Source organism: Sulfitobacter rhodophyticola (assembly GCF_041281685.2).
Lineage (GTDB): Bacteria > Pseudomonadota > Alphaproteobacteria > Rhodobacterales > Rhodobacteraceae > Sulfitobacter.
In genome coordinates this window covers 3,175,119-3,189,086 of sequence record NZ_CP166251.2, presented here as the reverse complement: position 1 = coordinate 3,189,086, position 13,968 = coordinate 3,175,119, and the positions used below count along the sequence as shown (strand labels likewise).

General features: G+C 62.0%; 14 protein-coding genes. 5 read left to right on the top strand and 9 right to left on the bottom strand.

The genetic code is table 11. From position 1 onward, the window contains the following. Positions 1 to 16: 16 nt before the first annotated feature. Together clpX and AB4X18_RS16690 are read right to left on the bottom strand one after the other, a co-directional pair. Positions 17 to 1,282 carry an ATP-dependent Clp protease ATP-binding subunit ClpX gene (gene clpX / locus AB4X18_RS16695; RefSeq protein ID WP_370401151.1) on the bottom strand — a complete coding sequence of 422 codons (1,266 nt, stop codon included), beginning with the start codon at positions 1,280 to 1,282 and terminating at the stop codon, positions 17 to 19. Between the two features lie 123 nt (positions 1,283 to 1,405). Beyond that, positions 1,406 to 2,062: an ATP-dependent Clp protease proteolytic subunit gene (locus AB4X18_RS16690; RefSeq protein WP_370401150.1), complete on the bottom strand. Its 657-nt coding sequence runs from the start codon at positions 2,060 to 2,062 to the stop codon at positions 1,406 to 1,408. Between the two features lie 128 nt (positions 2,063 to 2,190). Between AB4X18_RS16690 and AB4X18_RS16685 the strand changes: the two genes are divergently transcribed. Beyond that, entirely contained in the window at positions 2,191 to 3,426 is a 1,236-nt protein-coding gene (locus tag AB4X18_RS16685) for an FAD-binding domain-containing protein (protein WP_432816811.1), read from the top strand. Here AB4X18_RS16685 and AB4X18_RS16680 read toward each other — a convergent pair. Continuing rightward, on the bottom strand, positions 3,413 to 4,795 hold the full coding sequence (locus tag AB4X18_RS16680; RefSeq protein WP_370401148.1) for a 5'-nucleotidase C-terminal domain-containing protein: 1,383 nt from the start codon (positions 4,793 to 4,795) through the stop codon (positions 3,413 to 3,415). The two genes, AB4X18_RS16685 and AB4X18_RS16680, sit on opposite strands and share 14 nt — an antisense overlap. Before the next feature lie 123 nt (positions 4,796 to 4,918). Here AB4X18_RS16680 and AB4X18_RS16675 point away from each other — a divergent pair, with 123 nt between their 5' ends. Then, positions 4,919 to 5,527, top strand: coding sequence for a DUF6434 domain-containing protein (locus AB4X18_RS16675; protein ID WP_370401147.1), 609 nt, complete (start codon positions 4,919 to 4,921; stop codon positions 5,525 to 5,527). On the opposite strand, the gene AB4X18_RS16670 is transcribed toward AB4X18_RS16675, so the two are convergent. Continuing rightward, a complete protein-coding gene (locus AB4X18_RS16670) occupies positions 5,517 to 6,536 on the bottom strand; it encodes a zinc ABC transporter substrate-binding protein (RefSeq protein WP_370401146.1) in 1,020 nt (339 codons plus the stop codon). The two genes, AB4X18_RS16675 and AB4X18_RS16670, sit on opposite strands and share 11 nt — an antisense overlap. Before the next feature lie 64 nt (positions 6,537 to 6,600). Here AB4X18_RS16670 and AB4X18_RS16665 point away from each other — a divergent pair, with 64 nt between their 5' ends. The 3 genes from AB4X18_RS16665 to AB4X18_RS16655 are packed head-to-tail and all read left to right on the top strand — an operon-like array spanning position 6,601 to position 8,659. Further along, positions 6,601 to 7,104 carry a transcriptional repressor gene (locus tag AB4X18_RS16665; RefSeq protein WP_432816810.1) on the top strand — a complete coding sequence of 168 codons (504 nt, stop codon included), beginning with the start codon at positions 6,601 to 6,603 and terminating at the stop codon, positions 7,102 to 7,104. Then, the gene (locus AB4X18_RS16660) at positions 7,101 to 7,862 is read left to right on the top strand and encodes a metal ABC transporter ATP-binding protein (RefSeq protein ID WP_370401145.1); all 762 of its coding nucleotides are present in this window, start codon (positions 7,101 to 7,103) and stop codon (positions 7,860 to 7,862) included. Before AB4X18_RS16665 ends, AB4X18_RS16660 begins: the two co-directional genes overlap by 4 nt. A gap of 2 nt (positions 7,863 to 7,864) precedes the next feature. Beyond that, complete coding sequence (locus tag AB4X18_RS16655; RefSeq protein WP_370401144.1) at positions 7,865 to 8,659, top strand: metal ABC transporter permease; 795 nt, start codon at positions 7,865 to 7,867, stop codon at positions 8,657 to 8,659. Between the two features lie 15 nt (positions 8,660 to 8,674). Here the strand turns inward: AB4X18_RS16655 and kynU are convergent, their stop codons facing one another. Genes kynU through AB4X18_RS16630 form a run of 5 tightly spaced genes read right to left on the bottom strand, consistent with a single transcriptional unit; the run spans position 8,675 to position 13,935 of the window. Further along, entirely contained in the window at positions 8,675 to 9,865 is a 1,191-nt protein-coding gene (gene kynU, locus AB4X18_RS16650; RefSeq protein WP_370401143.1) for a kynureninase, read from the bottom strand. Further along, positions 9,866 to 10,693: a tryptophan 2,3-dioxygenase gene (locus tag AB4X18_RS16645; RefSeq protein ID WP_370401142.1), complete on the bottom strand. Its 828-nt coding sequence runs from the start codon at positions 10,691 to 10,693 to the stop codon at positions 9,866 to 9,868. It lies immediately after the preceding gene. Then, positions 10,690 to 12,309 (bottom strand): AMP-binding protein, encoded by a 1,620-nt coding sequence (locus AB4X18_RS16640; protein ID WP_432816809.1) that lies wholly within the window; start codon positions 12,307 to 12,309, stop codon positions 10,690 to 10,692. Before AB4X18_RS16640 ends, AB4X18_RS16645 begins: the two co-directional genes overlap by 4 nt. A 3-nt stretch (positions 12,310 to 12,312) precedes the next feature. Beyond that, the gene (locus AB4X18_RS16635) at positions 12,313 to 12,762 is read right to left on the bottom strand and encodes a cupin domain-containing protein (protein ID WP_370401141.1); all 450 of its coding nucleotides are present in this window, start codon (positions 12,760 to 12,762) and stop codon (positions 12,313 to 12,315) included. 27 nt (positions 12,763 to 12,789) lie between these two features. Then, a complete protein-coding gene (locus AB4X18_RS16630) occupies positions 12,790 to 13,935 on the bottom strand; it encodes an acyl-CoA dehydrogenase family protein (RefSeq protein ID WP_370401140.1) in 1,146 nt (381 codons plus the stop codon). Positions 13,936 to 13,968: the final 33 nt, after the last annotated feature.

The window sequence follows — 13,968 nt, the reverse complement described above, 5'->3', positions numbered from 1 at the left end:
GCTCATATCCCGACAATCAGCCCGCGGTTGCAGGCTCTTTCTCTTTCTCGGCGTGGATCATCAACGGCGCCGCGTCAGAGGTCACGGCCTCTTCATTCACGACCACTTCGCTGACCGAATCCAGCCCCGGCAAGTCGAACATCGTGTCGAGCAGGATATCTTCCAGGATGGACCGCAGTCCCCGCGCGCCTGTCTTGCGTTCGATGGCCCGCTTGGCGATCGCGCTCAGCGCATCATCGGTGAAGGTCAGTTGCGTATCTTCCAGCTCAAACAGGCGCTGGTATTGCTTGACCAGCGCGTTCTTGGGCTGGGTCAGGATGGTCACAAGCGCGTCTTCATCCAGATCCTCAAGCGTTGCCAGAACCGGCAGACGCCCCACGAATTCCGGGATCAAACCGAACTTCAGCAGGTCTTCGGGTTCCAGATCGGTAAATATCTCGCCCACCCCGCGTTCGTCGTTGTCGCGCACATCGGCACCAAAGCCCATGGCGGACCCCTTGCCGCGCGCCGCGATGATCTTGTCGAGGCCGGCAAAGGCCCCGCCGCAGATAAACAGGATGTTGGTGGTGTCCACCTGCAGGAATTCCTGCTGCGGATGCTTGCGCCCGCCCTGTGGCGGTACGGAGGCAACCGTACCTTCCATCAGCTTGAGCAGCGCCTGCTGCACACCTTCGCCCGACACGTCGCGGGTGATGGAGGGGTTTTCGGACTTCCGGGTGATCTTGTCGACCTCGTCGATATAGACGATGCCGCGCTGCGCACGTTCGACGTTGTATTCGGACGATTGCAGCAGCTTCAGGATGATGTTTTCCACATCCTCGCCCACGTACCCCGCTTCGGTCAGGGTGGTCGCATCGGCCATGGTAAACGGCACATCCAGAATACGCGCCAGCGTCTGCGCCAGCAGCGTCTTGCCGCAGCCGGTGGGACCGATCAGCAGGATGTTGGATTTCGCCAGTTCGATGTCCCCGCCCTTCTGGGCGTGGTTGAGGCGCTTGTAGTGATTGTGCACCGCCACCGACAGCACCCGCTTGGCCATCGCCTGTCCGATCACGTAATCGTCCAGCACGTCGCAGATGTCCTTTGGTGTCGGGACCCCATCCGTGGCTTTCAGGCCGGAGGCTTTCGTCTCCTCCCGGATGATGTCCATGCACAGTTCCACACATTCATCGCAGATGAACACGGTCGGGCCCGCAATCAGCTTACGCACCTCATGCTGGCTCTTGCCGCAGAAGCTGCAATAGAGGGTGTTTTTACTGTCACCACCAGAAGAATTCGCCATCTTAACCCTTTCAGGTTCGCACTTGAAAATATGCCCTGCGTGGCAGGGCAAGTTCCTGACCCATACCCTAGGCCAGCCCCTGCCCCGCTACAATCGCAAAATCGTCACAGGTCTGTTCCCTCATCAGCTGTCGCTTTTGCCTTTGGGGGCTGCGTCGGGGTCGTCTTCCTTGCCGCGATTCTCGACGATCTCGTCGATGTGGCCCCATTTCTTCGCTTCTTCCGGGGTCATCCACTTGTCACGATCCAGCGCTTTCTGGACTTCCTTGTAGGTATTGCCGGTGTGGCGCATGTAAAGCTGGTACATCCGTTCACGGGTGTTTTCGATGCTCTTGGCGCTGATCAGGATGTCTTCGGCCGTGCCCCGCGCACCGCCTGACGGCTGGTGCACCAGGAATTCCGCGTTGGGCAGGGAAAACCGCATGCCCTTTTCGCCGCCGATGGCAATGACCGACCCCATGGATGCCGCAAGGCCGCACACCAGTGTGGACACCTTCGGACGGATGTATTGCATGGTGTCATAGATGCTCATCCCCGCGACGACGCTGCCGCCGGGGCTGTTGATATACATGGAGATTTCCTTGGAAGGGTTTTCCGCCTCAAGATGGAGAAGCTGCGCCACGATCAGCGATGACATGCCGTCGTGGACCGGACCATTCACGAAAATAATCCGTTCCTTCAGCAGGCGCGAGAAAATGTCGTAGGCGCGTTCACCACGGCTGGTCTGTTCCACCACCATGGGGACGAGCGTGTTCATATAGGTGTCGATGGGATCGTTCATATTGCCTGCCTGTACCTGTCTTTTGCCGGACCATACCCGCAAAACCGTTACCGCAAGATTAGTCGCGCCATCCGGGGGGTTCAAGAGGCCCCCCGCACCTTGATGCGTGAACTTGATCTGCAAGCCGCATGGTCTACCTGCGCGGCATGGCTGATATCCTTGAACTTTTCCCGCCCACACGTGACGCCGCGAAATCCCGTCTTGACGCATTCGTACCACGGGCCGCTGCCGCTTATGCGCAGGGCCGAAACTTTGACCACGGCGCAGGGCAACACGACGCCGTGTCGACCCTGTCGCCCTACATCCGTGCCCGCCTGCTGGATGAACCACAGGTGGCACGGGCCGTGATCGCGAAACACCGCGCCCGCGACGCTGATAAATTTCTGAGCGAGGTGTTCTGGCGCACCTACTGGAAAGGCTGGATGGAACTGCGCCCCTCCGTCTGGCAGATGTACCGCTCCGATCTGACGCGCCTTCAAGACGAAGTGCAGACCCAGTCCGGGCTGCGCGCGCGCTGGGAAGACGCTTGTCTGGGCCAGACGGGCATTGCGCCGTTTGATGCCTGGGCGCATGAATTGGTGCAGACGGGGTATCTGCACAACCACGCGCGGATGTGGTTCGCGTCCATCTGGATTTTTACGCTGGGCTTGCCGTGGCAATTGGGCGCGGATTTCTTCCTGCGGCATCTGCTGGACGGGGATGCCGCCGTCAATACGCTCAGCTGGCGCTGGGTGGCGGGGATCCAGACGCAGGGCAAGACCTATCTAGCGACCGAAGGCAACATCGCCAAATTCACCAACGGCCGCTTTGCATCCGTTCCCGACCTTGCCGATCACGCGCCTGCCATTTCCTATCCGCCAAATCCGAGCGCGGGCATGCTGCCGCCCGCAGGCGCACTGCCCCGCGCCGCCCGTTTCGGCGTGATGTTGCACGGCGATGACACCGACCCCGCGCCCCTCATCAAAGGCGGTGCGCCCGCCGCCTGGGCCTATGCAGAAGCGACGTCGGGCCACAGCCCCTGGCAGATGGCGCCGCATGTCTCCGGTTTCCGGCAAGTGGCAGCGCGGGATCAGGCGGACGGTGCCGAGATGGCGATCCTGGAGGGCGCAGAAGCGATTGCGGGTTGGGCGACGTCCCACGCGCTGGAGCAGATCGTAGCACCCTATGCACCGGTCGGCCCCGTGCAGGACATGATTGCCGCCTACCGCGCGCGGCCCGATGCCCTGCCGGTCAGCCTGCACCGCCGCCCCTTCGAAGATCACGCATGGTCGCTGGCGACCAAGGGGTTCTTCCCGTTCCGCAAGCATATCCCTGACCTGATCAACCGCTTCGTGCGCGAGCAAGGCGCATTCAATCTGGTGTGAGCGCCGCGCGCTGGCTGAAATATCCTGCCATCACATCCGCAATCGCAGGACCAACCGCCCCGGTCGCACCGACGCCCCACTGCGCAACCTTGTAGGAGCCCTGCAAATCAAAAGGCGTGCCATCCGCATGTGTCACCGCCCCGATCCGCGCGCCTGTCTGCGCATCCGGATCAACGGCAAACCGGATCCCGCCCGCGCGCATCATCGCAGTTGCCGTGCGGCGCAGGGGGTCAGGATGAAAGACCGCCTCCGCAGCCGCTTCCAGAATTGCAACAACCTCTGACCCCGTCAGGTCCGTTGGGCTTGTCCGGGCAGGCGCGCCCCACAGAACCGATTCCAACGCGGCTTGGGTGATCGGCGCACCCGGAAGCACCGCGACCCCGTGCTGCGCCCCCAGCACCAAGGCAACATCTGCATCCAACCCGCGCAGAAGCGCGTCGCAAATCAAGTCATCCCAAGTGCTCCCCAGACGCCCTTGTCGGTACAACAGCTTGGTCGCTGTCCCAAGAACCGTCCCGTCCGGGCCCGGCATATCCGGCAGCGGTGCTGGCGCAATGATATCGGCAAAAACCGGGATCAGCCGATGGGCAATGCCCTGCAAGCGCCCGTCCTGCACGTCCAGATCAATCCGGGACACGAACCTTCCCTGCGTCCCTGTCGCCACCAGAAATGCATCCCCAATGCGCTCTGCCTCGGGAAAAGCGGGCGCATCCCCGGCGCAAAGCATCAGATCAATCCCCATTCCTTGCGCCGCAAGCACACGGTTCGCCGCAACCCCCAGCGCGGAGCGGCAAACGACAATCGCACCCTGCGCCCTGGCCGTTGCCAACTGATCCGGCAGGCGGTCGATGTCGGTCACTTCGATCACGGCAAGGGGTACGTCACCAACCTGTGCCCTGTGAACAGGCGCTGCCCGCTGAAGCGGCTTCAAAAGCGCGGCCCCTTGACCCGCGACAAGCGCCGCACCGGGCCGCTGGGCGCGGATGGCTTCGACAACCGTCGCGATATGCGCCAGTCCGCCCATCGGACCATAGACCATTGCATCCTCAGCGAAATGAGCGTGGGTCAGCGCATAATCCATCGGCTGACGGCCGCCCACGCCAAAGCGGATGCGCAGCAGTTCTCCGGTCTGGTTTTCGGGCAGATGGCGTTCGCTCCGGAGGGCGGTCTTGTCTTCGGCTGGCCGCATCAAATGCGGATGGACCTGACCGAAAAGATCCCCCAGATGAATCAGCGTGGCGGTGCCAACAGATTGGAAATCAAGCAGATATTGTTGGTCATAGCGATCCTGCCCCCGCCCGGTTGTCGGCAACACCGCAGCCAGCGCACCCGCACCGGCATGTGCCAACAGTGTCCTGCGAGAAAACATGGCCCAACCTTGCATCCCGTCGCGCCCTGATCAAGCCGCAGTCCGCTGCGATGAAATCCGCCATGCACGCCACTTCGGTGCGTTTTTCCTTGATTGGATCGCCTACGCTCACATCTTCACCCCATGACCGATCAGAACCGCCCTCCGATTGAAACGATCACCACAGCCACAGGGCTGAGGCGCTGGTATTGGACCAAGGCGGAGCTTGAAGCAGAATGCCGACGTCGCGGATTGAAGATCGCGGGCGCGAAATTCACTCAGCTGGAGCGGATCGCGCATTTTCTGGAAACGGGCGAACCTGCATTGCTCGGCGACCGCCCGTCGCGCCCGAAGTCTGCCTTTGACTGGCACTCAGCGCCGCTGACACCAGATACGGTGATCACCGACAGCTATCGCAACTCCCAGAACGTGCGGCGTTTCTTCAAGTCTCAGGTTGGCGATCAGTTCAAGTTCAACATCGCCTTCATGGCGTGGATCAAGGCCAATGTCGGCAAGACGCTGGCCGATGCCGTGACAGAGTACGAGCGTATGATGAACGAAGCGAACGCGCCCGGCGCGCAAAGCAAGATCGCGCATCACAACCAGTTCAACCAATACACCCGTGATTTTCTGGCCGATAACCCGGACATGGGTATGGATGACGTGCGCCATTTCTGGGCGCTCAAGCGGGCGCGACCCTCCGAAGATGGCCGCCACCGCTATGAACGGTCTGATCTGACGCTCAAGGGGTAAGGCAGTCCGCCATCGCCACAGCGATGCCGCGCAAGGTTGCGGCATAATGCTGTCCGCCCATCGTCTGCGCAGCCCCCATCGGGTCAAGCACACCGGGTTTGACCGCGTGCCCTTCGGTCACGGTATCAAGCAGATCGGCATTGAATTGCGGTTCGGCAAAAGCGCAAACCGCCCCGGTTTCGGCGATATGCGCGCGCAGTTCAGCGATGCGCGCGGCACCCGGCTTGGCGGCATCCCCTGCACTGATAGCAGCCGTCGCTTCCACCCCGAAGCGCGCTTCGAAATAGTGAAACGCATCGTGGAAAACGATAAAACTGCGTGATTTCACCGGCTCCAGCAGGGATTTCACTTCATCCTCCAGCGCGGCCAGTTCCGCTTTGCCTGCGGCGGCATTGCTGCGGTAAATGTCCGCATGCGCCGGATCAAGTGCGGCAAGTTCCGCTGCGATGACCTCCATCCATACGGCCCCGTTGCGCGGATCAAGCCAGACATGGGGATCAAGTGCATCGCCCGCGTGTTCTGCACCGTGATCATCGTCGTGCGCCTTCTCTGCATCATGCGCATGATCATCGTCTTGTGCATGCTCATCATCGTGCCCGTGTTCATCATCGTGCCCGTGTTCATCATCGTGCCCGTGGTCGTGATCATGTGCAGCGAAAGCGGCCCCTTCCCGGTATGGCATGACGATGCTGCCTTCGACCTCCATCAACGCCAGATGTCTGGCACCCGGCGACAGTGTCTCCACCGGTTCCGCAAGCCATGGCGTCAACGCGGGACCAATCCACACCACCAGCTGCGCCTGCGCCAGACTGCGTGCTTCCGAGGGGCGCAATGCATAACCGTGCGGCGACGCCGTAGGCGGCAGGATCAGGTCAGGCGTGCCGACCCCTTCCATGACCCGCGCAACCAGCGCCTGAACCGGCAGGATATCCGTCGCCACGCGGGGGGCATCCGCCTTTGCCTGCTGTACAATCCCCAATGCAAAAGCCAAAACAATCAAAGAACGCATCCGAAGTCTCCCTGTTGACGAATGGCGGCTTGCTATACTGAATGTTATAACATATCAATACCTCATGGAACAAAAACACCATGACGCGAACGAACCTGTCGGGTTCAGGCGTCACGACCACACCGCCTGCGTGCGCGACACGCTGCAGCGGGCCGAAGCCATTTGCCGGGAAAAAAAGCTCCGCCTGACCCCGGTGCGGCGGCGTGCGCTGGAAATCCTGCTGGCCGAACACCGTGCGCTGGGAGCCTATGACCTGCTGGCTGTGTTGGCAGACGAAGGGCTGGGCAACCAGCCGCCCGTCGCCTATCGTGCGCTGGATTTTCTGGTCAGCGCCGGATTTGCCCACAAGATCGAGGCACTGAATGCCTATATCGGCTGCACCCATCTGGGCGAAGGGCACAACCCCGTGTTTCTGATCTGTCGCGCCTGCAAGTCGGTCGCGGAAACCTGCACCGGTCCTGAACAGGGCCGCCTTGGTGCCGCAGCCCGTGCCGCCGGGTTTCGCATCGAACGCACCGTGCTGGAAGCCGAAGGCCTGTGCCCCGATTGTCAGGGCGTCCCGGCATGAGCCTGATCCAGACCCGAGACCTCAGCTTGAGCTATGGCCGCCAAATCGTGCTGCGCGATGTAAACTTCAACATCGACCGAGGGGAGATCGTCACCATTGTCGGCCCCAATGGGTCAGGCAAATCCAGCCTGCTGCGCGCCCTGATCGGAGCCCTGCGCCCTGCAGGCGGCACCGTTGTGCGCGCTAACGGGCTGAAAGTGGGCTACGTGCCACAAAAGCTGGCGATTGATTCGACCCTTCCGCTGACCGTGCGGCGCTTCTTGAACCTGCCGCGCAGGCAGAATCGGACGCAGGTCGCCTCAGCCCTTGCCCGCGCAGGTGTCGCCGATCTGGCGAACCGCCAGATGGCAGGGCTGTCGGGCGGACAGTTTCAGCGGGTGCTGTTGGCCCGCGCCCTGCTGGGGGAGCCGGACATCCTGATCCTGGATGAAGCCACCCAGGGGCTCGATCAGCCGGGGGCGGCATCCTTTTATCGCCAGATCGAAGAGGTGCGGCGCGATCTGGGTCTGGCCGTCGTGATGGTCAGCCACGACCTGCATGTGGTCATGGCCGCCTCGGACCGGGTTCTGTGTTTGAACGGTCATGTCTGTTGCGAAGGCGCGCCTGAGATCGTCGCCGATGCGCCCGAATATCGCGCGCTGTTCGGGACAGGAACGCAAGGGGCGCTGGCCCTTTACCGACATGATCACGACCACCACCATCATCACGATCATGATCATGTTCATGATCACGATGCCCCGGCAAAAGCGGAGGCCTGAGCATGCTGGATGATTTCGCCATCCGCGCGGCCCTTGCCGGTCTGGGGGTTGCCCTTGCCGCCGCACCGCTGGGATGTTTTGTCGTCTGGCGGCGCATGGCCTATTTCGGTGACGCGACCAGCCACGCGGCCCTTCTTGGCGTCGCCCTTGCGCTGGCAACGGAATTGCCGATCTTTGCGGGTGTGCTTGCGGTTGCCCTTGCCATGGCGCTGATTGTTGGCGGCCTGTCCGACAGACAGCTGAGCACCGACACCCTGCTGGGCGTTCTGGCCCATGCCGCCCTTGCCTTCGGTCTCGTCGCGGTATCGCTGCTGCCCGGACAGCGGGTCGATCTATCGGCCTACCTATTCGGTGAAATCCTTGCCGTCAGCGCAGGTGACCTTGCCGTGATCTGGATCGGTGCACTTGCGGCGGTGGCGCTGCTGGTGTGGCGCTGGCAGGCGCTGCTGACCGCAACGCTGAACCCTGATCTGGCCACCGCATCGGGTGGTCATCCACGGCGCGAGCAGCTGATCCTGACCCTCGCGCTGGCCCTGACGGTTGCCGTGGCGCTCAAGGTTGTCGGTGCGCTGCTGATTGCCGCCATGCTGATCGTCCCCGCGGCAAGCGCCCGCCCCTTTGCCCGCACGCCAGAGATGATGGCCGTGATCGCCGCCCTTTTCGGCGCAGTGGCGGCCTTCGGAGGGTTGGCTGTCTCCTTCAGCTACGACACGCCGACGGGGCCCAGCATCGTCAGCGTTGCCGCCCTGATCTTCATCGGCTCCAGCCTGCTGTCCCCGATGCTGCGCGCGCGCTGAAAGCGGCGCAGCCTGTCAGGTCACCCGCGATCGCACCTTGTACTGCGCGTCATCCCAAAGGTCGTTGTTCATCACATCCGCAATGATCCCCACGGCCTTGGACACGTCCGACGCATCGATATAAAGCGGCGTAAAGCCAAAGCGCATGATGTCCGGCGCGCGGAAATCCCCCACGACGCCCCGCGCGATCAGCGCCTGCATCGCGGCGTATCCATGTTCAAAGCGGAACGATACCTGACTGCCCCGGACCTGCGCATCACGCGGACTGGCCAGCGTCAACTGCGGTGCGGCGGCTTCGACTTCTTCAATGAACTGTTCCTGCAGGGCGATGGAAGCCGCGCGCAGGGCGTCCATGTCCACGTCTTCCCACAGCTTCATCGACTCCTCCAGCGCCGCGAGTTGCAACACGGGCGGCGTGCCCACGCGCATCCGCTCGATTCCCGCGCCGGGGGTGTAGTTGAGATCGAAATCGAAAGGCCGCGCATGGCCCAACCACCCCGCAAGGGCGGGTTCAACCGTATCGGCCAGATCGGGGCGCACGTAGATGAACGCAGGTCCACCCGGCCCGCTATTGAGGTATTTATAGGTACACCCCACCGCGAATTCGCAGTTCGACCCCGCCAGATCAACCGGCAGCGCGCCGGCCGAATGCGCCAGGTCCCAGACCATCACGGCACCCGCTGCATGGGCCATCTCCGTGATCGTCTTCATGTCGTGTTTGCGTCCGGTGCGGTAATCCACCTCCGTCAGCATCACCACCGCAATCTCCTCACCAATGGCATCCGCCACGTCCTCTGGTGCCACCGTGCGCAGCTCGTACCCCTGCCCAAGCAGCCCCACCAAGCCTTCCGCGATGTAAAGATCGCTCGGGAAATTGCCCGTGTCGCTCAGGATCACCCGCCGCTCCGGGCGCAACTTCACACCTGCGGCCAGCGCCTGATAAACCTTGATCGACAGGGTATCGCCCATCACGACTGACCCTTTGGGAGCACCAATCAACCGGCCCACTGAATCACCGACCTGTTCGGGCATGGCCATCCAGCCCGCCTTGTTCCACCCCCCGATCAACAATTGCGCCCATTCATCCGCAACCACCGACTGCATCCGCTGCGGCACGGTCTTGGGCATCGGCCCCAGCGAATTGCCATCCAGATACACCACGCCTTCGGGCAGGATGAACTGGTCTTTCTTGGATATCTCAGCCACTTACAGCGCTCCTCTGACGTGCCACAACTCCGGGAAAAGCTCCACTTCCAGCATCTTGCGCAGATAGGCAACCCCGCTGGTGCCGCCAGTGCCGCGTTTGAAGCCGATGATCCGTTCCACGGTCGTGACATGATTGAAACGCCAGCGGCGAAAATAATCCTCCAGATCGACCAGCTTTTCGGCCAGTTCATACAGCGCCCAATGGTCTTCGGGCGCCTCATACACTTTCTGCCACAAATCCTGCACCGCCGGATCCGCCTTCCAGCTGTCCGCGCCCGGTGGCCCGGCAAGCGATGCAATCCCAAGCGTGTCGCAAGCAATCGCAATGGCAACCTGATAAAGGCTCGGCTGTGCCAGTTCATCTTTCAACACATCATAGGCCTCGGGCTTGTGTTCATGCAGCTTCATCAACGCCCCGATGCGGTTGCCCAGCAGGTATTCCACCTGACGGTACTGGTGCGACTGGAAGCCGGACGAATTCCCCAATGCGGGGCGAAAGGCTGTGTATTCACTGGGCGTCATCGTCCTGAGCACATCCCACGCACTGTTCAACTGCTCAAAGATCCGCGCCACCCGCGTCAGCATCTTGAAGGCGGGTTGCAGGTTGCCATCCAGCATGACGCGGCGTGCCGCCTGAAGCTCATGGATCGCCAATCGCATCCAAAGCTCCGACGTCTGGTGCTGCACGATGAACAGCATCTCGTCATGCGCGGCGCTCAGCGGATGCTGCGACGACAGGATGGCGTCCAGCCCCAGATAATCGCCATAGGACATGTCGCGCGCGAAATCCATTTTCGCGCCCTTCGATGCCTGATCGAAATCGCTCATCCCTGTTCCCTCAGTGCGAAACGCTGGATCTTGCCGGTCTGGGTCTTGGGCAGTTCGCGGATAAACCGCACATCGCGGGGATATTTGTAGGGGGCGATGGTCGCTTTGACGTGATCCTGAAGCGTCTTGACCATCAGCGCGTCGCCCTCAAAACCCTCTGCCAGCACCACATGGGCCTGCACAATAGCCCCGCGCGCATCATCCGGGGCACCGACCACGCCACATTCGCTGACCGCCGGATGCGACAGCAGCGCCGCCTCCACCTCCGGGCCTGCGATGTTGTACCCCGAAGACACGATCATGTCGTCATTGCGCGCGGCGAAGTGCAGATATCCGTCTTCGTCCATGCTGAAACTGTCCCCGGTGATATTCCAGCCGTCCCTTACATAGGCCGCCTGCCGATCATCGGCGAGGTAGCGACACCCGGTTGGTCCGCGCACCGCCAGACGCCCCACATCGCCGCGCGGCACCTCCTTGCCTTCCTCGTCGATCACCTTTGCCTCGTAGCCCGTCACAGGCCGCCCGGTACAGGCCGCCCGGTGATCATCAAACCGGTTGGAAATGAAGATATGCAGCATCTCCGTCGCGCCGATCCCGTCCAGCATCGGCTTGCCGGTCTTCTCCTGCCAGTCGTGGTACACGGGGGCCGGCAGCGTCTCGCCCGCGCTGACAGCGGCGCGGAGCGAACTTAGATCCGCGCCCTCCTCCATCGCCTGCAGCATCGCGCGGTACGCGGTGGGCGCGGTAAAACACACCGTCGCTTTGAATTTCTCGATGATCTCGATCATGTTGGGCGGGCTTGCCGTTTCCAACAAGGTCGCCGCCGCGCCAAAGCGCAGGGGAAAGATCGCCAACCCCCCAAGGCCGAAAGTGAATGCCAGCGGGGGGGAGCCGACAAAGACGTCCTCCGGCGTGACGCCGAGCACTTCGCGGGCATAACCGTCTGCGATGATCAGCAGATCGCGATGAAAATGCATCGTCGCCTTCGGATCGCCCGTGGTGCCGGACGTGAACCCCAGCAACGCTACATCATCCTGCGCGGTATCCACGCTGTCGAAATGCACCGGTTTTTCAAGCGCCAGCCGGTCCAGTTCCGCATCATGGTTCGACGTCCCGTCAAACCCGACGACAGTCTTGAGAAACTTGGAAGCCTTGGCACAGGACGTCATTTCATCCATCAGCCGGGTGTCACACAGCGCATGTGTGATCTCTGCCTTGTCCACGATCGCGCGCAATTCGCCCGCGCGCAGCATCGGCATGGTATTCACCACCACCGCCCCCGCCTTGGTCGCCGCCAGCCAGCAGGCCACCATCGCGGGGTTGTTGGCCGACCGGATCAACACCCGGTTGCCGGGTTTCAGCCCCAGATCCCCCACCAGCGCCGCCGCCAGACGGTTGGTCCAGTCACTCAACTCCTTGTAGGTCCGCCTGCGCCCGTTGCCGATCAGGGCGGTGTGATCACCGAACCCTTTTTCAACCATCTTGTCAGTAAGTTCCACGCCAACATTCAACCGTTCAGGATAGTCAAATCCATCCAGCAGCAGATCAGGCCACTCCGCCTCCGGCGGCAGGTTGTCGCGGGAAAACGTGTCGGTATGGGCGCTGCGGTTCAGCATGGCTCAATCGTTGGCTTCGGGAGGCAGGAAATCGACATCGTGCGCGGCAGAGATGCGCACCGCTTCCTCGACATCGCTTAAATCGTGCAGCTGCTCAAACAGATCTTTCAGCTTGCCCATCGGCGACACCCAGAAAAGCGCGCGGCAGGGTTTGTCGGATTTGTTGAAATACCCATGCGGGATTCCCTTGGGCATGCGCACCACATCACCCGCGTAGGCCTTGCTCCAGACACCATCCAGTTTCAGGTCCAACTCCCCCTCCTGAACAAGAATGAACTCGTCCTGCGTGTGGTGAACATGCACGGGCACAGCGTCGCCGGGGTTGGAATTTGTCTCAAACGCGAAGGAGGTGTCGCAGACCACCTTGGGGAAATACCGCTGGCCCAGAATGTTCCACTCCACATCCTCGAACCCGTTACCGTTCTTCGTAATGCCCTTATCAAGATCTGCCATTTTAATGCTCCCTTTGGTTTGCGGGCGCTATGCGCCCAATGTTTGCCGGGCGATCACCACCCGCTGCACGTCCGATGCACCTTCATAAATCCGCAAGGCGCGTATCTCCCGGTACAGGCTTTCGACAATCTGTCCCTGACGCACCCCGTCGCCGCCGAACAACTGCACCGCCTTGTCGATCACCTGCTGCGCATGGTCGGTGGCAAAAAGCTTGGCCATCGCCGCTTCCCGCGTGACCCTTGGCGCACCACTGTCCTTGGCCCAGGCGGCGCGGTAAACCAGCAAGGCGCTGGCATCCACATCCAGCGCCATATCGGCGATATGCCCCTGCACCATCTGCAAATCCGCCAACGGCGCGCCCTGCACATGCCGCGCCTGTACCCGCGCGACCGCTTCATCCAGCGCGCGGCGCGCAAACCCCAACGCCGCCGCCGCCACGGTGGAGCGGAACACATCCAGCACCGACATCGCAATGGCGAAGCCACGCCCCGCCTCGCCGATCAAGGCTGATCCCGGCACCTTGACGCGGTCGAAATGCAACGTGGCCAACGGATGCGGCGCCATGACCTCCAACCGCTCCTCGACGTGCAGCCCCGGCGTATCCGCAGGCACCACGAAAGCCGACAGCCCCTTGGCTCCCGGCGCCTCCCCGGTGCGCGCAAAGACGGTATAGACATCCGCGATCCCGCCATTTGAAATCCAGGTCTTGCGGCCATCGAGGACAAATCCGTTGCCATCATTTTCCGCCATCATGGTGGAACTGGCCACGTCCGACCCCGACTGTGGCTCTGTCAGCGCAAAGGCCGAAATCGCCCGCCCCGCGCGCGTGCGCGGCAACCATTCGGCCTGCTGGTCTGCCGAACCAAAAAGCGATATCGCCCCGGTCCCCAGCCCCTGCATTGCAAAGGCAAAATCCGCCAAACCATCGTGCCGTGCCAAGGTTTCCCGGATCAGGCACAGCGACCGCACATCCAGCGTCTCCTCTCCCTCGGCCGCCGAATACTGCAACCATCCTCCCGCGCCCAACATCTCCACCAGCGTCCGACACGCGGCATCGGTATCGCGGTGATCAACCGACCCAAGATGCCGAGACGCCCACAGATCAAGCGCTTCGGCCAACTCCCGGTGCCGCTCTTCGAAAAACGGCCACTGCAAGAAACTCCGATCGCTCATCCGCGCTCCCCGCCCCTTCCAAATGGTTCAAAA